The organism is Microlunatus sp. GCM10028923, assembly GCF_042666975.1.
Classification (GTDB): domain Bacteria; phylum Actinomycetota; class Actinomycetes; order Propionibacteriales; family Propionibacteriaceae; genus Microlunatus.
Map to the genome: position 1 here is coordinate 13848 of NZ_JBHTFF010000004.1, position 22788 is coordinate 36635.

The window sequence follows — 22788 nt, forward strand, 5'->3', positions numbered from 1 at the left end:
CGTTCCTCATCCCTTGAGGGAGCCGATCATGACTCCCTTGACGAAGTGCTTCTGCACGAACGGATAGATGATCAAGGGCGGCACCGCGGCGATCACGATCACCGCGAACCGGAGCTGCTGGCGCAGATCCTGGAGCCGGGCCAGGTCCTGCAGGTTCACCATCTGCGACGGGTCCACCTCGTTCTGGACCAGGATCTGCCGCAGCACCAGCTGCAGCGGGAACAACGACTCGTCGGTCAGATAGATCAGCGCGTTGAAGAACGAGTTCCACTGCCCCAGCCCGTAGAAGAGCAGATTGACCGCGATGATCGGCTTGCTCAGCGGCAGCACGATCGACCAGAGGAACCGGAAGTCGCTGCAGCCGTCCACCTTCGCCGACTCGAGCAGCTCGTCCGGGATGGTCATCTGGAAGTAGGTCCGGGTGATGATCATGTTCCAGACGGCCAGCGCGCCCGGCAAGATCATCGCGGCCCGGGTGTTCAGCAGCCCGAGCGAGTCGACGACCAGGTAGGTCGGGATCAGGCCGCCGCTGAAGAACATCGTGAAGACGAACAGGAACATCAGCTTGTTCCGGCCGGGCAGCGTCCGGCGGGCCAGTGGGTAGGCCGCCAGCAGGGTCAGCACCGTCGACACGATCCCGCCGGCGACGGCGTAGAACAGCGAGTTGGCGAAGCCGGTCAGCAACGCCGGATAGCGGAACGCGGCCTCGTAGGCGCCGGTGTCCCAGCCGTTCGGCCACAGCCAGACCTGGCCGGCGACCACTGCCTCGGGCTCGCTGAACGAGGCGCTGATCACGTGCAGCAGCGGAAAGAGCGTCGCCAGGGCCAGCGCGACCAGTGCGGTGTGGTTCGCGATGTCGAACCACCGGTCGCCGGCGGTGTCACCGATCCGGCGGGCCCGACGCCGGGTCACCGCGCGGGTTCGCAGCAGGGCCGTCATGCCATGAACTGCTCGTAGGCCGCCTGCCGGGACTCGAGCATCCGGCCCAGGCCGATCCGGTCCAGCCGCTCGACGTAGTCCTGCCAGGCGGCATCGTCGTTCGGATCGAGCTTCCCGGTGGAGAACTTGGCCAGCGCCACCGACACCTCGTTCTGCAGGTTGGTGGAGATCTCCGCGTCCTCGGCGGCGTCGGCCTCGGTCAGCGTCACCGGCGGGAACTGCATTTCGATCGGCTGCTTGTACGGCTCGTTGTACTCGACCGTCTGCTCGTACAAGGGCTTCTCGAAGGTCTCGTTGCCCTCGACGACGCCCTCGGCCAGGCGGTAGTCCTCGGATCGGTAGGAGACCGAGAACAGGCTCCAGCCCGAGGTCGCGTCGGCCGGCTTCTCGTTCCAGCCGCCCGGGAAGTAGTAGAGCGCGTCCTTGCCGTTGATCCCCTTCACGCCCTCCGGCGCCCACTCCCAGCGCTCCCCCTTTTTGCCGAGGTTCGCGTGCAGGCTGACCTCGAGGTCGTACTGGAGATCGGCCCACTGCACCAGCAGTTCCGGCCGCTCGCAGGCACCGGAGATCACGAACGTCGGGGTCTCCACGCCGATCGTGTAGTAGTCCCACGGGCTGTAGCGGACCTTGTTCGGACCCTCCAGCGGGGCCAGGGTCCGGTACTGGCGCCAGCGGGCCTCCGGGTCCTTCTGGTCGATGTCGACGAAGAGGCCCCAGTAGTAGGCCCGGGCCCCGCCCATGATCGTGTTGCCGGGCTGGTTGCCCCGCCGCAGCATCTGGTCGGCGGTCGCGGTGACCGCGTCGTTGTTGATCAAGCCCTCGTCGATCAGGCCCTTGATGTACTTCAGCCCCTCGCGGTACTCGGGCTTGTTGACCGTCGTCTCGACCGTGCCGCCGTTGACCACCAGGCCGAGCCCGCCCGGGTGGTAGAGGAAGGAGTTCATGAAGTACTTGTCCAGGCTGGCCTCCGCGTAGGCCGCGAACGGGATGGTCCGGCCGCCGCCACCAAGATCAGCTTTCTTGAACTCCCGCAGCACCTCCTGGAACGCGGTGGTCGTGGTCGGCTCCTCCAGGCCCAGCCGCTCCAGCCAGTCGGTGTTGATGAACGCGCGCGCCTCGCTGGCCCGGGCGTGCTTGCCGTCGTTGTAGTCCGGGAAGGCGTAGATCTCGTCGTTGGGCGAACGGATCAGCTTGTACGAGTCCGGATAGTCCTTCATCGCCTGCTGCAGGTTGAGGGCGTAGCCGCCGATCAGCGAGCGCAGCGGGGCGAACATGCCCTGCTCGCCGTACTGCAGCAATTGGCTGCGGGAGAAGGGAATGCCGAGGAAGGCGTCGGGTACGTCGCCGGCCGCGATCATCGCGTTGACCTTCGTCATCATGTCCTCGCCACCGGCGACCTGGCGGAAGGTGATCTCGATCCCGGTCTGCTCCTGGTACCACTTCGAGAAGTAGTTCTTGGACCAGTCCCCGACCCGCGCGTCCTGCGGAACGAGCACCGTGAAGGACGCCGGTTCGGTGACGATCGGCGAGATCGTGCGCGCCCGCGGCCCGACGTAGCCGTCGGGGTAGCTGATCCCGGTCACCTCGGGTGCCGCCGTGACGCTCGGCGCCATCGATTCCAGCGCGGTGGCCGGCGCCTTCGGCTTCCCGCCCGAGGTGCAGGCGGTCAGGCCGGACGCGGCGACCGCCAAGGCCGCCGTGCCGCCGAGCAGCGTGCGCCGGCTGGTTCGTTGGTTCATGATCATGCGGGTTCTCCAAGGGAATGAGGGACGACACCGAGCGCCGCGGTGATCACGTCGGCTGCCAACGCGTGGCCTCGATCGTCGGGGTGGTTGACTCCGTTGTTGAGCAGGGTCGGGTAGGGCAGCCCGTCGTCGTAGAGCGCCTCCCAGCGCCGGGAGACGTCGGCCAGGGCGAGCCGGTGCCGGCTCGCGAACGCGCGCAGGAAGCGGGTCAGCGGCCGTCCGTCCGGTGCGTCCAGCCGGGCCGTGCCCATCCAGGCGCCGGCGGTGAAGTGCGGGGTGGTGATCATCCAGTCCGCACCGATCGTGCGGAACAGTTCGAGCAGCCGTTCGTGGTTGCGCTGCCGGACGTCCGCGGCGAGCCAGGCGTCGTTGACGAACTCCGAGATCACCAGATCCGGTTCGAGTCCGAGCACCGCGTCCAGATCGGCCGGCAGCGGGGCCGAGCCCCGGAGCCCGGCGGCCGCGGCCGTCCCAGGGTCGAGCCAGTCGCTGGTGCTGGAGCCGTCGACGGCCACCGTGTGCAGTTCCACCCGGTCCTCGCCCCAGGCCTCGCCGAGCCGGCGACCCAGCAGTGCCGGGAACGCCGCCGCGGGTGACGACGCGTCGCCGCCGGCGGTGACGCTGTCGCCCCAGCAGACGATCCGGACCGGTCGGCCCGAGCTGATCTTGGTCCGGACCCGGGCCAGCCGCTCCCGTTGATCAAGGTGCCGCCGCGGCCGGCTCCGGTCGCAGTAGAGGATCCGGCCGGTCCGCGCGAAATGATCGACGAAGACGTTCGCGACCCGGCGCTGGTGCTCCGGCAGCTCCGGCGGGGTCGGCGCCGCGAGGTGCTCCGCGCCCTGCCAGACGTGCCACCGGCCGTCCCGGTCCTGGCTCACCGAGTCCACCCGTCGCCTCGACCAGCGGTAGGACAACCGCACCCGGGCCGGCCCTGCCGCGACCTCCGAACCTCCAGCGGTGCTGCGTTCGAGGGAGCCCCAGAAGGGGTCGATCGTGTAGTCACGCCCGTCGACGAGCCGCCCCGCGTCGGTCCGGATGATCACGCTCGCCTGGTCGAGGGCGCCCGGGACCAGCGCCCCGTCACTCCCCCGCCAGGAGCTGCGGATCCGGGCCGGGCCCTTCTCGGGACGCCAGCCGGGCACCCCGGCCGGCGCCAGGAGATGATCTTCGTCCAGCACCTGGTCGACCGGCGCCGGCTCGATCTCGTTGATCAACGCCATCGGGAGCCGGTCCAGCCGCGACTCGGAATGCTGCCCGGTCACCCTTGACCTCCTCCTGGCGAGTACGAATTGAAGCGCTCTAATTCGGGTAGAGTACGGGGCGTCCGGAACCGTGTCAACGGTCTTCACCGCTGATCAAACGGACGAGTTGATCAAACTCCCGACGCTCGATCAAGGACCGCCATGACCGCATCCCCGCACCCGGAATTGATCACCGGACCAGGCCCCGGACCGGCTTCCCCGCCGCTCTGGATCAGCCACGAAGGACTCCCGGCCGAGGCCCGCAGCAGCGCGTTCTGGGCCCGCGGCAGCTGGACCGCGAGCGATCCGGACGACGGCGCCGTGCTGCGGATCGCGGCCGAGTCCCACTACCGGCTGTGGGTGAACGGCACGTTCGTCGGCACCGGTCCGGCCCGCGGCGCCCGGACGGTGAACTTCGTCGACAGCCATCCGGTCGGCCGGCATCTGCGGCAGGGACCGAATTCGATCATGGTCGCGGTGCAGGCGCCGGGCTGGCCCACCTTCCGGGCCTCCCCCGCGTTGCCCGCGGTGTGGGTCGAGCTGCCCGGCCGGCTCGGCACCGGGCCGGACTGGCAGACCCGGCCGATGCCCGGCTGGCGGACCGACCCGCCGACCTTCACGTTCCAGCACGGTCCGATGGAGTGGGTCGACCTCGCCGACGGCCCGGACCAGCCACCCGGCGAGCGCCCCGACTGGCAGCCGGCCCTACCGATCACTGCGGCGACCGCGGCGACGGACCCGGCCAGGGCGGCGCTGCTGGCCAAGGAACTGCGGGACCGCGACATCCCCCTGCTGGCCGAGACGACGATCGCTCCAGTTGCGATACCCGTCGTGGCCGCCGTTCCGCGGATCCGGCCGGCGCTCGCCGACGACGTCGCGATGATCATGCAGCACGAGCCGTACGCGCGCCCCGAGCGGGCGCTGCCGGTCGACGACCTGGTCCGGCCCGACCCGGTCCCGGTGATCATCGACCCCGAACCGTCGGTCACCGACCTCGTCGTGGTGATCGACTTCGGCCGGGAGGTGAACGGCGCCTTCCGGCTGGACCTCGACGCCCCGGCCGGGACGACGGTCGACCTCGGCTACGGCGAGCATCTGGCCGACGGCCGGGTCCGCACCGTCGTCGGCGGCTACCGCTTCGCCGACCGGCAGCTGACCCGGGCGGGCCGGCAGACCGTCGGCACCTGGTTCGACGAACGGGGCTTCCGCTACGTCCAGGTGGCCCTGCGAAACCTGACCGGACCGGTCACGATCCACCGGGTCAGCGCCACCGACCGCCGCTATCCGTTCCCGGCTCCGGCCACCTTCGTGAGCGACGATGATCAACTCGATGCGGTCTGGGAGCTCTGCCGGGAGACGATCGCGGTCTGTGCGACCGACACCTTCGTCGACTGTCCGTGGCGCGAGAACACCTTGTACATCAACGATCTGCTGGTCGAGAACGTGGTGGCGCTGGCCGCGTTCGGCGACGGCCGACTGACCGCGCGGAGTCTGCGGCTGGCCCTGGCCGAGGCCGATCCTGCCGGGCTGGTGCCCGCGTCCGTACCGAACGGACTGCAGCCCGGGATGGACCGGAACACGGCGGATGCCTACATGACGTTTCCGGCCACCCAGCTGTATCTCAGCGAGATCGTCGAGGACCTGCTGCTGTACTCCGGTGACCTCGAGACCGCGACGGCACTGACCGAGCACCTGATCGGGACCCTCGATCACCTCGAGGGCTGGCGGGACGACGCCGGTCTGCTGCAGCCGCCGGCGGAACACTGGAACTTCGTTGACTGGGCGATCGACAACGAGCAGGCCCATGCCCTGCGGGGCCGGGCCTGTGCCTCGGTCAACTGGTTCTGGGTCCGGGCCCTGGACGCGATGACCCGGCTGGCCGACTGGACCGGAGCCGGAGCCGACCGGGTCCCGGCCTGGCGGCGGCGCGCCGACGAACTCACGGTGGCGATCAAGGACCGCTTCTGGAGCGCCGACCGGCAGGTGTTCACCGAGGGCGCCCGGGACGACCGCCCCGCCGCCACCCAGCTGAGTCAGGCACTGGCGATCCTCTCCGGCCGAGTCGAACCGGCGGCCTGGCCGCGGCTGGACGGAGCCGGCCGTTCGCCCAGCGAGCTGTACATGCTGCACTACGTGCTGCAGGCCGAGCTGCTGCGCGACGGCATGCCCGCCGCGCTGGCCCGGATCCGCCGGCACTGGGGAGCCATGGTCGACGCCGAGTCGCCCACGGTCTGGGAGTGCGGCGTCACGCAATCCGGCGCCTCGGCCTTCGGCGGTGCCGGCAGCCTCTGCCACGGGTTCGCGACCACGCCGTTGCCGTTCCTGCAGCGCTCCGTGCTCGGGGTCCGGCCGACGGCGCCCGGGTTCGCCCGGTTCGCCCTGGCCCCTGATCTCGGTGATCTTGATCGCGCCGGCGGTACGGTCCCGACCCCGCACGGGACGCTCAAGGTGCGTTGGCAGCGCACGGGTGACCGGCTGGACGGGTCCGTCACGGTGCCGGACGGGATCGTCGGCACCCTGCCCGACGGCACCGCCCTGGCCGGCGGGACGCACACCGTCCGAGTCGCCTAGCGAACCCGTACCACCGGCGTCGAGCCGCGCCAGCCGAGCTTGATGACGTACGCGGCGCGATAGAAGTCGGGGTTGTTCCGCACGCCGTGCGCGACGATCAGGTCACCCGGGAAGGACGCGCCACCGGGACCGATCATGGTCCCCTTCATGATCTCGGTGGTCAGCAGCGGAGTCGTGGACCGGACCCACGGCCCGGCCAGCCGGGGGGCCGTGGCGTAGCCGGTGGTGTAGGTCTCGTTCCACCATTCCCCGTAGGAGTAGAAGAGGTAGTACCGGTCGTGGTGGCGCACCAGGTAGGGCGCCTCGATCAGCCCGCCCTCGAGCTCCGGATCGTTCTCCAGGGCCGTGATCGGCGCACCGATCGGCGTCACCCCGTCGTCCTCCACCCGCTGCACGTACAGCCGGGTGGGCAGCCCGATGGCGTTGCCGTCGTTCTTCCAGGTCACGTAGCGGGCGCCGTCCGCGTCGACGAAGGCGGCGGCGTCGATGGCACCGCCCTGGTCGACCGGGCAGTAGAGCGGCCCGTCGCCGAGCGGCGTGAAGGGTCCGCGCGGATCGCCCGACTCGGCCGCCCCGACCCACTGCCGGCCGGAGGCGGTGTGCCGCGCCGTGTAGTACACGAGATAGCGACCGTCGCCGAGCCGGGTGACGTCCGGCGCCCAGGTGAAGCCCGGGCTCGCCCAGGCCCCGAGGACCGGCAGGGCGTCGCCGAGCACCTGCCATGCCCCGTACGGCGTCGCCGCGGTCGCGACCGGAAGGTTGCCGGCGCCGGAGTTGGTCGAGTAGAGCCAGGAGCGACCTTCGGCGTGCAGCAGGGCCGGATCGGGGAAGTCCTGGTCGAGGGCGAGGTAGGGCTGGTCCGGAACGCCCGCGACCGCGGGGGCCGTCGGGCCGAGGACCAGGATCAGGGCCGCCACGAGGGCGAGGACAACACGACGGGGACGAGGCATCAGTGGCTCCCGAAGCAGAGGCTCATGATCAACTTCGGCGAAGATCATCGCGGGAATTGATCAACTCACCAGTGATGATCTCCGACTCCGGCGCCGTTGGCAAGGAGTCCGGAGCAGCCGCTCAGCAGCCTCGCCGGACCGTTGACAGGCCGCGGGGACGTGCCTACAGTGATCGAAAGTTGGAGCGCTTCAATTCGGGGAGCGCGAGGCCAAAGGAGTCACCAACGTGTCCCAGCCCGTACCGTCCGTCTCTCGACGTCACCTGCTCCAGCTGACCGCCACCGCCGGTGTCGGGGCGGCCGCCTGGCAGCACCTGCCGAGGCCGGCCGCGGCCGCCGAGCCGCTGATCATCGCCGACCAGGGCCGGAGCGACTACGCCGTGTGCGTCGGCAGCGGCGAGTCTGCGGCGGTCAAGTACGTCGCCGCCGAGCTGGTCGACCTGCTCCGCCAGGTCACCGGCGCCGAGGTCCCGGTGCTCGAGATCCCTGCGAAAGAAGGAACTTCGGCGCCCGGCCCGGACTCGCACCGGCTGATCGTCGGCACCCAGAACCCGTACGCCGCGGACTTCGGCCCGATCACCGGGCTCGGCGACGACGGGTACACCACCCGCCGGCACCGGCACGACCTGCTGGTGGCCGGCACCTCCGACCTGGGCACGCTGCACGGCGTGTACGCCCTGATCGAAGGGGTGCTCGGCGTGCGGTGGCTGACCGCGACCGAGACCGTCGTCCCGCGCCGGACCGGGCGCGTGGCCGTGCCGGGCAGCCTGCTGGACACCGACAGTGTGCCGCGGTTCCGGTTCCGGCACTGCCATTACGGCGAGGCCAGGCCGGCGATGTTCCGGCATCACCGTCAGCTGAACGGGCGGCGGGACTGGTTCGACGCTCCCGTACCGCCCGGGCTCGACCTGTGGTCCAGCTACTGGCCCGAGGAGAAGTACCTGTTCTTCCGGGACCTGGTCGACGACGCGGCACTGCGGCAGGACGACAACATCAAGTTCATGAGCCGCGAGGCCCGGGACCAGGCCGTGCCGAAGGTCGTCGCGTTCCTCAAGGACCGGATCGCCGCCGGCGACGACCCGGTCGTCGGGCTGATCCAGTGGGATCGCGGGACCTGGCAGCCCGATCCGGACAGCCGGGCGTTCAACGAGGCTCACGGCGGTGCCGCGGGTGCGGCCATGTTCGACTTCGTCAACGAAGTCGCGGAGCGCGTCGCCAAGATCATTCCGGAGGCCCGGCTGGAGACCGAGGCCTACGTCTGGTCGATCGCGCCGCCGACCGGGATGCGGATCCGCGACAACGTCGTGATCACCGTCTGTCCGATCTGGGCGGTCCGTGGGCAGTCACTCTTCCATCCCGCGAACGAGCTGCAGACCGGCTACCTGCGCGGCTGGGCGAAGCTCGCCGACAACCTCGTGCTGTGGGACTACCAGACCTCGTTCCAGAGCTATCTCGAACCCTTCCCACAGTGGTTCGACGGGTTCGAGACGATCAAGGAACTGGCGTCGATCGAACAGTTCCAGGGCGTGTTCGTCCAGGGCCCGTGGAACACGGCCGGCGCCGAGATGGGGCCGCTCCGGGTCTGGGTGCACAGCCGGTTGCTCCGCGACCCGAGCCTGGACACCGGCGAACTGGTCGACGAGTTCCTCGCCGCGTACTTCGGCGACGCCGCCGAGTCGGTCCGGACCTACCTGGACCTGTTGTGGCACCGCAAGAACGAGCTCGAGGACCCGCTCCCGGAGGGCGGCCGGGTGCAGACTCCCCTGTTCGACTACCCGACCGTACGGGCCGCCGACCAGGCCCTGGCCCGGGCGGAGAAGGCGGTTCGCCGCGACGCCGCGCTGCTGCGGCGGGTCCAGATCGCCCGGTTCAACCTCGACTACGTGATCTTCATGCGGGCCGCCGGTTACCGCGAGGACGCGCGTCGGGCCGGCGAGACCTGGGACCTCGACCTGGTGCGGCGCAAGCAGCGATCCCAGGCGGCGCTCAAGGCCAGCGGCTTCTCCAAGATCAACGAGGGCGGCGGCGATCCGCAGTTCCTGGTGGACAACTACTACACCGGCGAGCCCGTACCGGCTGCTCCGCCGGCGGCCGTCGACGGGCTGGATCCCGATCAGTGGCACGACTTCCAGGAGGAGGCGTTCACCATCTGGCCGCTGATGACGACCATCGCGGACGACCCCGACGCGTCCGATCACCGGTGCGCGCGGATGGATCCCCGGGGATCCGAGTGGGGCGTCCAGGTCCGGCTGAACCGGCTGCCCGAGGGCGCGTCCTGGCGGCTCTTCGTCTCCCTGCGGATCGAGGCGGTCACGGCCCCGCACACCGACGTCGCGGCCAACCTCGGCGTCTACCCGCCGTTCGGCGTCGAGGCGCCGGTCAAGATCGGCGACCTCGCCGACCGGCGCTACCACGAGATCGAACTGCCCGGCAGCTACCAGCGGGACGACGAGCAGTTCCTCTTCGTCCACAACATCACCAACTCCACCGCGATCCGGGTCGACCGGGTGTTCGCCGTCAAGATCGAGGAATAGAAGCCGTGGTGATCATTTCCCATGTCTGATCAGCTCATCTCCGACGAGGACTACCGCTATCTGTCGGAGCTGACCCGGGACGTGCTGGACGCGTCCCGGGTGCTTCCGGGACAGCGCCTGGTCGAGCCCTTCGGCAGCAACACCACGGGCGGCACGGTGATCCGGCCCGGGGCCGGCGAGACCTATCCCGCCTTCTGGATCAGGGATTACGCCATGTCCCTCGAGACCGGGTTCGTCAGCGAGGCCGAGCAGCGCCACCTGCTCCGGTTGACCGCGGCGACGCAATGCGACCGGAGTTGGATCACCCGGGGCGGGAGCCTGGTCCCGTTCGGCGCCATCCCCGATCACGTCAACGTGTCGGGTTCGCGGCCGATCTACTTTCCCGGCACCTACGACGACGAAGATCAGGGAACCGAGGAGTTCGGCACCCTCCCGCCGCACTGTGATCAGTACTTCTTCATCCAGATGGCCCGTCATCTCGTCACCGTGACGGGCGACCTCACCCTGCTGGAGCTCATGATCAACGGGCTGCGGCTGATCGACCGGCTCAAGATCGCGTTCGGGACCGCCCCGGCCGATCCGGAGACCCAGCTCGTCCACGGCACGGACCGATTCCGCGCGGTCGATTTCGGCTTCCGCGACGCCGTCTCGATGACCGGCAGCCTGAGTTATCCGTCCATCCTGCGACACCGAGCAGCCCGGGACCTGGCGGACCTCTGCGTCGTGGTCGGAGACGAGGGCTCGGCCGCGACCTATCGGCAGGTGGCCGACCAGATCAGGGCCAGCCTGCCCCGAGTCTTCCTCAACGCGGAGGGAATGCTCACCGCGTCGACCGGACGGAGCAGCCAACCGGACGTCTGGGGCACCGCCCTCGCACTGGACCAAGATCTTCTGGACGAGGGCGCCGCCGAGACCGCGGCGAACCGGCTGGCCGGGGCGTACCGGGCCGGGACGTTGACCTCTCGGGGAAGCGTCCGCCACCTCATCGAAGGAGACGACTTCGACGCGACCACGGCGTGGGAGGACTCTCTGGTGCCGCTCGGCGAGTACCAGAACGGCGCCTACTGGGGAACGCCCACGGGCTGGGTCGCGGCGGCCATCGCCCGGGTGGACGTCGACCTTGCCGCACGGCTGATCCGGGAGTACGTCGACGATCTCCGGCGCCACGACTTCCGCAACGGAGACGGCTTCGGCGGCCCCTATGAATGTCATCGGCTGCCGGCCTACACCCGGGGACCGGTCTACCTCACCACGGTGAGCGTGCCCTTGATCGCCATCAGCAAGCTGCGGCAGGCGAACGGGTCCTGAGCTCCGCCGAGGCGGGATGAGCGAGTCAGCCCTCGTGCTGGAAGCACCACAGGTGGTGCTCATGATCAAGAGCGAGGTATTCGCGGGACCCGTGCAGCGTCGTCAGCGGCCGGACGATCGTCGCGCCGGCGGCCCGCGCCTGGGCGTAGTGGGCGTCCAGGTCGGCCACCTCGACGGTGGTCATCGACGACGGGTCCCGGTCCGGGTCCGGCGGGCTGAGGCCGGGCCGTGGCCAGTGCAGCCGGACGTTGCCCATCGGGCCGGTCACCTCGGCGTAGCCGACATGGCCGTCGGCGTCGCGGGCGATCAGGCCCGGGCCGAAGCCGAACATGTCGATCAAGGTCCGGTACGCCAGCTCGACGTCGGCGTAGACGAGCGGCACCACCGGCTGGGACGTGATCGGGTTCGGCGTCACCCAGTTGATCAACTCGCGGAGCCGGCGCGGGTCGCGGGACAGCTCGTCGATCGACGCGTCCTGCAGCCGGCGGCCGAACTCGACCGTGTCCATCAGGACCGACTCGAGGTCGCGGCGCTGCTGGTCGATCAGGGCGGCGACGTCGATCCGGTCCTGCTCGAGGATCTCCTTGATCGCGGCCAGGGAGAGCCCGGCCCGGCGCAGAATGACGATGTACATCAGTCGGCGCACGTCCGCGGGCGCGTACAGCCGGTGGCCGCCGCCGGTGCGCGCGGCCGGGTCGAGCAGGCCGATCTGGTGGTAGTGGTGCAGCGTGCGCACGGTCAGGCCGGTGGCCCGGCTGAGTTCACCGACCCTCCAGTACGACTCGCCGCCCGTCCCCACCGTCGGTCAGTCACCCACCGGGGTGAGCAGTTCGACGGTCAGCCCGGCCGGGCCCTTGACGTAGGCGGAGTAGGTGCCGAAGTCGGTCTTGGCCGGGCCCCAGCCCACCTCACCGCCGTGGTCCGTGGCGGCCTTCGCGGCGGCGTCCACGTCGGCGACCCGGAGCTGGATCAGCAGTCCGCCGTGCGGCGTCGTGTCGATCATCGCCCCGCGCATGATGGTCAGGTTGAGCGACGGCCCCTTCACCTGGACGAAGCCGTCCTCGCCCTCGACCTCGAGGCCGACCGCCGACAGGAAGCCGGCGGCCCGGTCGACGTCGTCGTTGGTTTCCATGATCACGGAGAGTCCGGAGACTGTTGCGGTGTCCATGGCCGCACGGTAGAACATGACGTTACGTCGGGTTCAAGCCCGGAACGTCGTCGTTGACGTCCAGCGCGCCACGGTTGGCCAGCACCACCGCGAACGGGGTGCCCTCCCGGGTCCGGTCGGTCAGCACCGCGAGCAGCCGGGCCGCGTCCCGCGGTTCGGGCAGCGCGAACCTGCTCCAGTCGGCGATGATCACCGCGGTCGGGTCGATCAGGTCGGTCAGGCAGTCCCACAGGGCGTCCAGGTTGCGGCCGAAGTAGCGCGGCAGTTCGAGCGCGTCGGCGATCCGGTCGTAGAAGCCGTCAAGATCGTCGAACGGCCCGACCTCGGCCACCTGCCAGCCCGCCGCCGCCGTGCGTTCGGACAGCGCGAACTCGCCCGGTCCCGCGCGGTACACCCCGGGCCGTCGCCCGTCCAGCAGCCCAGCCAGGTCATCGATCATGATCGGATCCTCGAGAACGACTTGTAGTGATCACCCGTGTAGTAGAAGATCCGGTCCCGGTCCCCGGTCACGACCCGGCGCGCGCCGCGATCGCCCTCCCCCGGCGTCGGCACCGTGTACTCGCGGTAGAAGCCGCGCGGCTGGTCCGGCAGCAGGCCCTCCCGGTTGCCGAACGTCGATCCGTCCTTGGCGTACGGGAACGGCCCGCCCACCTTGATCAACTCCACCGTCCGGGCCGCCTCGGGCGGAAGTTGATCAAGCTCGACGACGACCAGCCCGGACTCGGGATCCCGGTCCCCGGTGCCGGCCTCGGGCTCGGCCGTACCGACGGAACAGCCGGCCAGCAGCGCGAGGGCCGCCAGCAGCCCGACGAGCACGCCGACCAGCCGCGACCCGCCCGACCGGCGACCCCACCGGCCGCCGGGCGTCACCGGTCCGGCCCCGACCAGGCCGTGGCGGCGAACGTGTACGCCTCCATCGCCGGGTCGTCCCGCCAGGCCTGCCGCAGCCGCTCCGACAGCCGCCGCGCCGCCGCCTCCGGGTCGTCCGCCTCGGTGATCGCCCGCACCACGGCCACCCGCCGGGCGCCGGCCTCGATCACCTCGTCGATCGTGTCCGGGCCGATCCCGCCGATCGCGAACCAGGGCTTGCTGTCCGGCTCGGCGACCGGCGCCAGCCGGGCCGCGTACCGGACCAGGTCGAGCCCCACCGGGCGCGCCCCGGGCACGGTCGGCGTCGCGTACACCGGGCCGACGCTGAAGTAGTCGACGTCGCCGTCGGCGACCGTGGCGTCGAGCGCCTTCGGCGTCTGCGCGGTCCGGCCGAGCAGCGCGTACCGGTGCAGCTTGCGGCGCGCGATCCGGCTCGCTCCGTCGTCCAGTCCGAGGTGGAGCAGGTCACCGTCGAACCGCGCGGCCAGGTCGGCCGAACCGTACGCCACCACCAGGGCCTGGTGCTTCTTCGCGGCAGCACGACAGGTCTCCAGCGCGGCCAGTTCCTGGTCCGGATCCAGCCCTGGTTGCCACAGTTGCACGATGTCGACCCCGCCGCGCAGCGCCGCGGCCAGGAACTCGGCCAGGTCTCCGGAACGCGTCCGCGCGTCCGTACACAGATACAACCGGGCCAGTCGCAATCGGGCGCCGAGGCCCAGCAGTGCGGTCATCCGGTCAGATTAGTGTCTTCACCCCATAAGCCGCTCCGGCACGATGACGATCGGCACCGAGAACATCGCGGCGAACTCGGCGGCGGAGTCGAACAGGGCTCCGATCCGCTCCGCGTACTTCACCGTGAACGCCGGCACCTGGTCGGCCGGCGGCACGGTGCGGTCGATCCGGGCCGTCCCCTCGATCCGGATCACGTCCCGGCCGAGGTCGGTCACGTCGAGGACCAGGCTCACCCTCGGGTTGTGCTCGAGGGCGGCCAGCTTGCGCTTCCCCGGCCGGGTGTAGACGAGGACCGTCCCGTCGTCGCAGTGCAGGAACCAGACCGGGACGCTGTGCGGCTGGCCGTGCCGGTCCACGGTGGTCAGCCAGGCGATCAGGTTGCTCGCCAGCCGGCCCGAGACACGCTCCAGCCGCTCAGCGTCCAGGTCGGCCCCGCTGTCCAGGGCACTCGTCTTCGTCACGCCGGAGACGCTAGACGGCGGCACCGACAGTCGCTGGCGTACCGGGATTCGACCTCAGTTTGCGGGACTCGGCAGACTGGCTGAGGCTTGGAGCAACGATGAGGTCGGAGGACGGTCTTGGGTTCGGGGGAACCGCACGGTGGGCATGGTGACGGAGCGATTCGGTACGGCAGCGGCGTGCCGGAGCACCAAACGACCCGACCCCTTCTAGACTCCGATGCAGGCCAGCACGGCCCCTTCCCCACCGTGTTTGGAGCAAGCGTGACCATGACGAGCATCAGCGACCCCTTGGTGGGTCTCGTGCTCGACGGGCGCTACCGGATCACCCGTCGACTCGCCCGCGGTGGCATGGCCACCGTGTACGAAGCGGTCGATGCTCGGCTCACCCGGACCGTCGCCGTGAAGGTGATGCACGTCGGCCTCGGGGACGATGCCGAGTTCGCCCGGAAGTTCGACCGCGAGGCCCGAGCGGCGGCGCGGCTCTCCCATCCGCAGGTGGTCGCGGTGTTCGACCAGGGCGCCGACAACATCGGCGGTCAGGGCCGGCGGCCGTACATCGTGATGGAGTACGTCGAGGGCCAGACGCTGCGGGACGTGATCGGCCGCGACGGCGCGATGCCGCCGCTGCGGGCCCTGGACCTGATCGAGCCGGTGGTCCGGGCCGTCGCCGCCGCGCACGACGCGGGCCTGGTGCACCGCGACATCAAGCCGGAGAACGTCCTCATCTCCGACCAGGGCCAGATCAAGGTGGCCGACTTCGGGCTGGCGAAGGCGATCACCTCGCAGACCTCGACGGCCACCCAGGGCGTCCTGATCGGTACGGTCTCCTACCTCCCGCCGGAGCTGGTGGTGACTGGCAAGGCCGACGCCCGCTCCGACGTGTACAGCCTCGGCGTGGTCCTGTTCGAGCTGCTGACCGGCCGCAAGCCGCACACCGGCGAGACGCCGATCCAGGTCGCGTACGCCCACGTCCACAACGACGTCCCGGCGCCGTCCGGCTTCCGTACCGTCGCGCCGATCCCGCCCTACCTGGACGCCCTGGTCGCCCGGATGTCGGCCCGCCGGCCGGAGTACCGGCCGCACGACGCGCGGGTGCTGCTGTCCCACATCCACCGGGTCCAGGCCGCGCTGCGGGACGGGCTGCCGGACGACCCGCAGCTGACCGCGGACCTGGCACTGCCGAACAACCCGGGCGGCATCCAGGTCGATCCCGGCACCGAACTGACCCAGCCGATCCCGAACCTCGCCGACGTCGTGCCCGGAGCGGCCCCGGTCGCAGGCCCGGCCGGCTTCGCCCCGTCGATCGAGTTCGTCGAGGTGCCGCCGGCGACCCCGGTGTCCCCGACCCCGGCCCCGCCGACCCTGATCTCCGCGGCCGTCGGGCTGAACGACCAGCCGGTCCGCCCGGTCCGGTCGCCGGCCAGCCCCGAGTACCGCCGGGCCCGGACGCCGCGCACCCCGTCGGTGTTCGACGCGGGTCCGCCGACCCTGCCGCAGCCGGCCGTCGAGGACAGCTCGCGTACCCCGGCGCCGGGACCGTCCGAGCGTGCGCTGGCCCAGCAGCGCCGGGCCGCCCGCCGGCGCCGGCGCGGCATCGTGATCCTGCTGCTCGTACTGGCGCTGACCACCGCCGTCGCGGTGGCCGGCTGGTACGTGGTCGAGGGCCGGTTCACCACCGCCCCGGACCTGACCCGGATGACCAAGGACCAGGCCAACCAGGCGGTACAGAACGCCGGGCTGACCGCCGCCTTCGGTGAGACCTACTCCGAGGACGTACCGAAGGGGCAGGTGGTCTCGACCGACCCCACCGCCGGCCGCCGGATCCTCGACGGCAGCGAGCTGACCGTGCTGCTGTCCCGCGGCCCGGAGCGGTACGCGATGCCGAAGGTCCTCGGGCTGCCCGAGGAGAAGGCCCGGATGGCGCTGATCGAGGCCAACCTCGCGATCGGCGAGGTGGAGGGCCGCTGGGACGAGAAGGCCGACGTCGGCATTGTCCTGGAGGCCTCCGAGAAGAAGGGCGCCTCGCTCAAGAAGCAGACCCCGATCGACCTGGTCGTGTCGAAGGGCCCGAAGCCGATCAAGATCGCCAACTTCACCGGCCAGTCCGCGAAGAAGGCCGACCGCGAGCTGTCCGACGCCGGCTTCGACGTCAAGATCGCCTCCGAGCACTCCGACACGGTCCCTGAGGGCCAGGTGATCAAGCAGTCGCCGGACTCGGGCAACGGTTACAAGGGTGACTCGATCACCCTGACCAAGTCCCTCGGCCCGATCCTGGTCACCGTGCCGAACGTCCGTTCCATGCCCGAGGCGCAGGCCACCCAGGTCATGAAGGACGCCGGCTTCAAGGTCGTCAGCAAGCCCGCCCCGGTGAACTTCCTCAACCTCGGCTTCGTCGCCTACACCGACCCCGGCGAACGCTCCAAGGCCCCCAAGGGCTCCACCATCACCCTCTACCTGATCTGACCTCCCCCCGCCCCAAAGCCCGCCGACCGGGCACAAAAGCACCGGTTTTGGCGGCGTGTCGCTGCGGTTGTGCCGAGTCGATCTCGGGAGGGGGTCGGGATCGCGGTTGAGGCGTGGAACGGGAAGGCCGAGTTCGGGTACGAGCCGCGATCCGCGGGTGCACTCCGCGGCCATGGCAGCGAGCCACGACCCAGGACTCGCCCGGATCCACCGCCACGAACCACAAACTCAGCACCCAGCTCCGGGTCGAACGGACCGGCACCGTGCGGCTGACCGACCTCGACCCCGGCCATGATCATCGGCGCCGCGCGCTCGTGGCGGCTCCTGGTCATCGCCGTCGACCCTGACGGCCATCAACCTCGCGAACGCCGCGAAGCCTTCCCCGCAAGACTCGCGTCGACGAACCCACCGCGCCGAACTCGATTCCCCGGACGCATCGAGTGTGACGTTAGGTACCGCGTTCAGGGCCCGGGGAGGTCGTTAAGTCCACACTCGGCGCGCGCGGGCTCGGGCCGCAGGGGTTGAAGCGGAAGAATCTTCGGTCGCGCTGCCGGACCGTTCCCCGCACCGCGGCTCCCCGGGCCCGCTGCGCCGCGGCCTCCATGGTCACCGCGGCGACCCACCCGCCGCCTGCCCGGCCTCATTCCCGGCCGGTCGGCGGATGTGGGAAGAGGACCTTAGGCTGTGCGGGTGAAGCGGGGCGGACGAGGGACGACGCTCGCGTTCGTCGCCCTGATCGCGATGACCGCGGCGTGGGGTTCGACGTTCTTCATGATCGGCGACATCGTCACCCGGATCCCGGTGCCGGACCTGCTCGCCGTACGGTTCGCGATCGCGGCGGTGGCCCTGATCCTGCTGGCCGCACCGACGTTCGGCCGGCCGAACGGGCTTCGGCTGGATCGCCGGATCCTTCGCGACGGCGCCCTGCTCGGCCTGCTCTACGGCGGCGCGCAGCTGCTGCAGACATTCGGGCTGGCGCATACGGCGGCGAGCGTGTCCGGCTTCATCACCGGGCTGTACGTCGTCGCGACGCCGCTGCTCGGCGCGCTGATCCTGCGGACCCGGATCGGACCGCTGACCTGGCTCGCGGTGGGGCTGGCGACAGCGGGGCTCGGCATCCTGTCGCTGAACGGCCTCTCCGTCGGGTACGGGGAGCTACTCACCCTCGCCTCCGCCGTCGTCTACGCGGGCCACATCCTCGCGCTGAGCCGGCTCAGCAAACCCGGCGACGCGCTCGGGCTGACCGCCGTCCAGCTGGCGGTGATCACCGTTCTCTGCACGGTCTTCGCGCTGCCCGGCGGCATCCAGCTGCCGGCGACCGGCACCGACTGGGCGATCGTCATCTATATCGCGGTGGTGGCCGGCGCGCTGACCATGCTGCTGCAGACCTGGGCGCAGGCCCGGATCGAGCCGACCCGGGCCGCGGTGGTCATGGCCGGCGAACCGATCTGGGCGGCCGGATTCGCGGTCGCGCTGGGCGGCGAGTCGATCACCTGGCGGATGCTGGCCGGCGGGTTCGCGATCGTCGCCGCGATGTATCTGACCGAACTCGCACCCCGCCTGCGCCGGCGGTCGGGCGGCGAACCGCCGCCCGACGCGGAGCGGGCCGTGACCGAGCGCGCCGCCGGCTGAAAGAACGTCCCTTCGCCCGATCGCGCCCGGCCTCAGCCTCGACGGCGACTACCCCTCAGACGGCGCGGACGTGGAAGATCGCCATCCGCGCGTTGTGCGAGTCGACGTTCATGTCGATCACCTTGGTGGAGTTCAGGGTGATCTCGACGGAACCGTTGTTGCCGGGCAACCAGTGCAGGCGGTCGATGCCCGTACCGAATGCTTTCTGCTCCGCCGACAGGTCCGACGCGGTGCCGAAGTCCGGGCGGTTGGTGTCCGCACCCCAGATCACCAGCCGGCCCGCGGTGTGGTGCGCGCGGGACCGAGCCCGGTGGACGTCTCGCAACAGCCACCACTCGTCCTGCAGGTCCGTACGCATGTCGCCGTTGAACGCGTTCGCGATGTAGTGGGTGTTGAGCACCGCGAACTCGACCTGCGGGTACGTCTCGTGCTGGACGATGACCTCGGTGAGCCAACGTTCCGGTGACCACCCGGAGACGCCGGCATGCGCGTAGTAGCGCTGCTGGGACACGACGACCCACGGCCGGCCGACGCAGATCGGGACGCGGAACGCCCGGCCGTCGCGCAGGAAGGCCTTGGTGTAGAGCGGGCCGAAGTAGTGGTCGATCATGGTCTCTTCGAGGGTGTCGCCATCGCCCTCGCGGATCTCCTGGAAACAGACCAGGGGCCGGTTGGTCCCGTCGGCGTTGCGGACGGCGTCGAACGCGGCGTCCCGGGCGCCGAGGTTGTCCCGGCCGACGTTCGCCGTGATCACCGGCAGCCGGAACCAGTCGGTCGCCGCCGATGCCCTGCTGGTGCCCGCGACGGTGCCGGCCAGCGCACCCCCGCCGATCGCCAATGCCCTGCGCCTGCTCACCCTGCTGCTCATGATCGGACTCCCGTCAGTCGAGTGGTGGGGACGAAGCTAGAAGAATCATGACCTGGCCTCTCCCGGGGTCACCGTCCGCGCGACCAATCCGGTCAAGATCCTCCAAGCGGTCACCGGTCGCAGGCTGGCCGGGGGATTCGCTATCGTCACAGCGGTGTATCTGACCGAACAGGCCTGCGGATGAACGAACCGCTGATCGTCGTCCTGCTCGCGCTGCTGGTGATCGGCATCGCGATCGGCACCATCCTGATCGTCCGCCGGCAGCGCTGGAAGGCCCGGCTCCGCGAGCTCGGCTGGACCTTCGAGTCGTCGCCGTCGCTGGCACCGGTGCTGCCGCTGGCCAACCCGCCGTTCGACCTCGGCTTCGACCGCAAGACCGACGAGTTGATCACCGGTCGCACGGCGAGCGGCCGGCCGTTCGCGGTGTTCGACTACCGCTACGGCGGTACGGGCGAGCGGCGGCTGGCGCTGGTCAAACTGCCGCTGCCATTGCCCGAGCTCTACCTGACCGGGAACGGGCCCAGGGCCGGCGTCGGCGAACCGCCGGTCGACCTCGGGACGCCGTTCCAGGTGCTCGGCGCCGACCCGCAGTACGCCCGCACCGTGGTCACGCCCGGCCTGGTCCAGGCCGTCGACCACCTCGGCCGACCTCCGGGTGCGGAACCGCAGGCGATCGACCTCAGCATCGACGGCGACAACCTGGTCTCCAGCGGAGCGCCGAAGGATCCGGACGAGTTGCGCAGCTACCTGGACCGGCTGGACGCGGTCGCCGCCGCGATCGACCCGGCCGCCGTCGCCCCGTACCGGATCGAGCCGAAGCAACCCCGGCTCGGCTTCCACGGCACCGACTGGACCCTGGTCGGCACGGACAACGCGCTGATCGACCGGTTCCAGGGCCTGCACCCGTTTGGCCAGGGCCACGGCTGGAGCACCAGCAACGTGATCGCCGGAACGGCCCGCGGCGTTGTGCCGCTGACCGCCTTCGTCTACCACTGGAAGACCACCCACACCCGTACGGTCTCCGACGGCAAGGGCGGCAGCCGGACCGAGACGTACACCCGGTCGCATGAGCAGCCGATCATGACGCTCAGCCTGCCGGTGACCACCCCGTCGCTCACCATCGCCTCGGACGGCGCCTTCAGCGGGCTGTTCAAGAGCGGCTCGATCGACTTCGAGAGTTCGGCGTTCAACAATGTGTTCGATGTCACCAGTGATCATCCGAAGTTCGCCCACGACGTGGTGCACCCGCGGATGATGGAGTTCCTGATCTGGGCCCGACCGCCGCAGTTGATCATGACCCGTGGGATGTTGATCACCTATCCGAGCGTGCACGATCCGGCGATGATCTCCCAGCTGGGCGACCTGATGACGTCCTTCCTGGGCCGGATTCCGGAGTTCGTCTGGAACGATCTCGGCACCGCTCCCCCGGTTCCGGCTCCTCCGCCGGGCCCCGGTTCCTCGGCTGACCCGGTTCTTCGCTAGTCTCGCGCCTCGGATCGCCCGCCGGAGTTGCCGTCGCGGTCCTACGACCAGACGAGCAAGGAGAATTCGATGATCCGCAAGCTTTCCCTCACCCTGGCCGGCGCCGTGGCGGCGTCCGCGCTGCTGCTGTCCGGCTGTGGCGGCGCCGCGCAGACCGGTAGCGACGCGCCCGCGCCCGAGGCGCAGCCGTCCAGCCAGGCCCAGGGAAGCAGCTCCGCGCCGAGCGACAGCAGCGGCGGCAGCGAGACCGGCGGCAAGCCGGCCAAGGAGGAGGTCGTTGCCGGCTTCGCGAAGTACTGGGAGTCGAACGGCCTGCCGAAGGACAAGGCGGAGAAGGTCGCCAGCTGCATCGTCGACGCGATGTATGACCAGGCGAAGCCGAAGACGATGACGGCGTTCAAGGACGGCGAACCGACCAAGATGGACGTGAGCGACACGACGGCGTTCGGCAAGGTCTCCGGGGAATGCGCAAAGGAAGCCGCCTGATCAAGGCCTGATCAGAACGCAGCAACGGCCTCGGCGACCGGCGTCAGCCCGGTGATCAACTCCAGCTGGCGCCGGACGCCGTGGCCCGTGATCAACACCTCGATGATCACGGCCGCGACGTCGGCCCGCGGCACCTGGCCGCGCTCGGTCTGCTCGCCCAGCGTGACCAGTCCGGCGCCCGGTTCGTCGGTCAGCCCGCCGGGCCTGATCACGGTCCAGTCCAGGTCCCGGCCGCGCAGGTCGGCGTCCGCCTCGCTCTTGGCCCGCAGATAGACCTGGAAGACGTCGTCGGAATCGGCGTCGAAGTCGTCGGTACGGTGCGCCGAGATCATCACGTACCGGCGGATCCCGGCCCGCTCGGCCGCCTCGGCCAGCAAGATCGCACCATCCCGGTCGACGGTCAGCTTGCGCGCCGCACCACTGCCCGGACCGGCGCCGGCCGCAAAGACCACCGCATCGGCACCGGCCAGGTCGCGGGCCAGTTCCTCCGCCCCGATCGCCTCCAGGTCCAGCACCAGTGGGATGCCGCCCAGCGCGACCAGCTCGGCGGCGTGATCGGGATTCCGGATGATCCCGACGGCCTCGTGACCCGCCGCAGCCAGTCTTTCGATCATGATCAGGGCGATCTTGCCGTGCCCGCCGGCGATGACGATCCGCATGGTGTCCTCCCGCTCAGAATGTGTGTGGCTGGTGATCCCGAAGATCGGTGACCGCGGTCTCGGTCATGTCGGCGATCCGGCCGGCGATCAGCCCGCGACCCCGGTCGTTGAGCAGCTCGTCGTGGATCGGGAACGCGTGCGCCGCACCGACCGCGCGGACGAAGTCGACGGTCTCCTTCATCGCCGCCCAGGGCCCGTAGGCCGGCATCGCGAGCACGTCGATGCCCTCCGGTGCCGTCGCGTACGAGTCGCCGGGGTGGAACAGCGTCGGCTCGCCCTCGGCGCGCAGCACCAGCCCGATGTTGCCGATCCGCGGGATGTCCCGGTGGATCTCGGCGTGCTGACCGCCGACCGTCTCCACCGTGACCTCGCCGATCGTCAGCGTCGTGCCGACCGGTGCCGCCGTCAGCCGGTCGGCGAACGGCAGCCCGGCCTCCGTGATCGAGGGCTCGACGTGCACCGCGGCGCCGGGGTTGGCGGCCAGCAGGTCCGCCGCGGCGGCCGGATCGAGATGATCGGGATGGACGTGGCTGACCAGCACCGCGTCCAGATCGGTCAGGCCGTGCCAGGCCGGCTCGAAGTTGCCCGGGTCGATCAGGATCCGGGTCCGTTCGGTCTCGACCAGGACGGCCGCGTGCCCAAGGTGACTGATCTTCATGATCGCCACGGTACGCCACCGG

The 22788-nt window shown here is 70.3% G+C and carries 20 protein-coding genes; 7 read left to right on the forward strand and 13 right to left on the reverse strand.

Translation table 11 applies throughout. The annotated features are described in order from the left end of the window. Positions 1-6 precede the first annotated feature (6 nt). From ACFQU4_RS10270 to ACFQU4_RS10280, 3 genes are read right to left on the reverse strand one after another with little or no spacing between them, the layout of a single operon-like run. Positions 7-939 carry a carbohydrate ABC transporter permease gene (locus ACFQU4_RS10270; protein ID WP_377490614.1) on the reverse strand — a complete coding sequence of 311 codons (933 nt, stop codon included), beginning with the start codon at positions 937-939 and terminating at the stop codon, positions 7-9. Then, positions 936-2684 carry an extracellular solute-binding protein gene (locus tag ACFQU4_RS10275; RefSeq protein ID WP_377490617.1) on the reverse strand — a complete coding sequence of 583 codons (1749 nt, stop codon included), beginning with the start codon at positions 2682-2684 and terminating at the stop codon, positions 936-938. Before ACFQU4_RS10275 ends, ACFQU4_RS10270 begins: the two co-directional genes overlap by 4 nt. Beyond that, complete coding sequence (locus tag ACFQU4_RS10280; RefSeq protein WP_377490620.1) at positions 2681-3946, reverse strand: SGNH/GDSL hydrolase family protein; 1266 nt, start codon at positions 3944-3946, stop codon at positions 2681-2683. The genes ACFQU4_RS10275 and ACFQU4_RS10280 overlap by 4 nt, the downstream gene beginning before the upstream one ends. Before the next feature lie 141 nt (positions 3947-4087). Here ACFQU4_RS10280 and ACFQU4_RS10285 point away from each other — a divergent pair, with 141 nt between their 5' ends. Further along, positions 4088-6496: a family 78 glycoside hydrolase catalytic domain gene (locus ACFQU4_RS10285; RefSeq protein ID WP_377490623.1), complete on the forward strand. Its 2409-nt coding sequence runs from the start codon at positions 4088-4090 to the stop codon at positions 6494-6496. Here the strand turns inward: ACFQU4_RS10285 and ACFQU4_RS10290 are convergent. Continuing rightward, a complete protein-coding gene (locus ACFQU4_RS10290; protein WP_377490626.1) occupies positions 6493-7446 on the reverse strand; it encodes a glycoside hydrolase family 43 protein in 954 nt (317 codons plus the stop codon). The two genes, ACFQU4_RS10285 and ACFQU4_RS10290, sit on opposite strands and share 4 nt — an antisense overlap. Positions 7447-7672: 226 nt before the next feature. Between ACFQU4_RS10290 and ACFQU4_RS10295 the strand changes: the two genes are divergently transcribed. Beyond that, the gene (locus ACFQU4_RS10295; RefSeq protein ID WP_377490629.1) at positions 7673-9979 is read left to right on the forward strand and encodes a DUF4838 domain-containing protein; all 2307 of its coding nucleotides are present in this window, start codon (positions 7673-7675) and stop codon (positions 9977-9979) included. A 21-nt stretch (positions 9980-10000) separates the two neighbouring features. Further along, positions 10001-11287, forward strand: coding sequence for a hypothetical protein (locus ACFQU4_RS10300; RefSeq protein WP_377490632.1), 1287 nt, complete (start codon positions 10001-10003; stop codon positions 11285-11287). A gap of 25 nt (positions 11288-11312) precedes the next feature. Here ACFQU4_RS10300 and ACFQU4_RS10305 read toward each other — a convergent pair whose 3' ends face one another. Genes ACFQU4_RS10305 through ACFQU4_RS10330 form a run of 6 tightly spaced genes read right to left on the reverse strand, consistent with a single transcriptional unit; the run spans position 11313 to position 14518 of the window. After that, entirely contained in the window at positions 11313-12086 is a 774-nt protein-coding gene (locus ACFQU4_RS10305; protein WP_377490635.1) for a MerR family transcriptional regulator, read from the reverse strand. A 6-nt stretch (positions 12087-12092) separates the two neighbouring features. Then, on the reverse strand, positions 12093-12455 hold the full coding sequence (locus ACFQU4_RS10310) for a VOC family protein (RefSeq protein WP_377490638.1): 363 nt from the start codon (positions 12453-12455) through the stop codon (positions 12093-12095). Between the two features lie 22 nt (positions 12456-12477). Next, the gene (locus ACFQU4_RS10315; RefSeq protein ID WP_377490641.1) at positions 12478-12894 is read right to left on the reverse strand and encodes a barstar family protein; all 417 of its coding nucleotides are present in this window, start codon (positions 12892-12894) and stop codon (positions 12478-12480) included. Then, positions 12891-13325 carry a ribonuclease domain-containing protein gene (locus tag ACFQU4_RS10320; RefSeq protein ID WP_377490644.1) on the reverse strand — a complete coding sequence of 145 codons (435 nt, stop codon included), beginning with the start codon at positions 13323-13325 and terminating at the stop codon, positions 12891-12893. The genes ACFQU4_RS10315 and ACFQU4_RS10320 overlap by 4 nt, the downstream gene beginning before the upstream one ends. Then, complete coding sequence (locus ACFQU4_RS10325; RefSeq protein WP_377490647.1) at positions 13322-14056, reverse strand: thiamine phosphate synthase; 735 nt, start codon at positions 14054-14056, stop codon at positions 13322-13324. The genes ACFQU4_RS10320 and ACFQU4_RS10325 overlap by 4 nt, the downstream gene beginning before the upstream one ends. Positions 14057-14074: 18 nt before the next feature. Beyond that, the gene (locus tag ACFQU4_RS10330; RefSeq protein ID WP_377490650.1) at positions 14075-14518 is read right to left on the reverse strand and encodes a TIGR03667 family PPOX class F420-dependent oxidoreductase; all 444 of its coding nucleotides are present in this window, start codon (positions 14516-14518) and stop codon (positions 14075-14077) included. A 267-nt stretch (positions 14519-14785) separates the two neighbouring features. On the opposite strand from ACFQU4_RS10330, the gene ACFQU4_RS10335 reads away from it, so the two are divergent. Both ACFQU4_RS10335 and ACFQU4_RS10340 read left to right on the forward strand, forming a co-directional pair. After that, a complete protein-coding gene (locus ACFQU4_RS10335; protein ID WP_377492218.1) occupies positions 14786-16981 on the forward strand; it encodes a PASTA domain-containing protein in 2196 nt (731 codons plus the stop codon). Between the two features lie 690 nt (positions 16982-17671). Further along, positions 17672-18613 (forward strand): DMT family transporter, encoded by a 942-nt coding sequence (locus ACFQU4_RS10340; RefSeq protein ID WP_377490653.1) that lies wholly within the window; start codon positions 17672-17674, stop codon positions 18611-18613. Between the two features lie 55 nt (positions 18614-18668). Here ACFQU4_RS10340 and ACFQU4_RS10345 read toward each other — a convergent pair whose 3' ends face one another. Continuing rightward, positions 18669-19481, reverse strand: a complete 813-nt coding sequence (locus ACFQU4_RS10345; protein WP_377490656.1) for a hypothetical protein — start codon at positions 19479-19481, stop codon at positions 18669-18671. Between the two features lie 180 nt (positions 19482-19661). On the opposite strand from ACFQU4_RS10345, the gene ACFQU4_RS10350 reads away from it, so the two are divergent. Together ACFQU4_RS10350 and ACFQU4_RS10355 are read left to right on the forward strand one after the other, a co-directional pair. Further along, the gene (locus tag ACFQU4_RS10350) at positions 19662-20963 is read left to right on the forward strand and encodes a hypothetical protein (protein WP_377490659.1); all 1302 of its coding nucleotides are present in this window, start codon (positions 19662-19664) and stop codon (positions 20961-20963) included. 69 nt (positions 20964-21032) lie between these two features. Next, complete coding sequence (locus tag ACFQU4_RS10355) at positions 21033-21449, forward strand: hypothetical protein (protein ID WP_377490662.1); 417 nt, start codon at positions 21033-21035, stop codon at positions 21447-21449. A gap of 11 nt (positions 21450-21460) precedes the next feature. Here the strand turns inward: ACFQU4_RS10355 and ACFQU4_RS10360 are convergent, their stop codons facing one another. Next, positions 21461-22108 (reverse strand): NAD(P)H-binding protein, encoded by a 648-nt coding sequence (locus ACFQU4_RS10360; protein ID WP_377490665.1) that lies wholly within the window; start codon positions 22106-22108, stop codon positions 21461-21463. A gap of 13 nt (positions 22109-22121) precedes the next feature. Beyond that, on the reverse strand, positions 22122-22766 hold the full coding sequence (locus ACFQU4_RS10365; RefSeq protein ID WP_377490668.1) for an MBL fold metallo-hydrolase: 645 nt from the start codon (positions 22764-22766) through the stop codon (positions 22122-22124). Between the last annotated feature and the right edge of the window lie 22 nt (positions 22767-22788).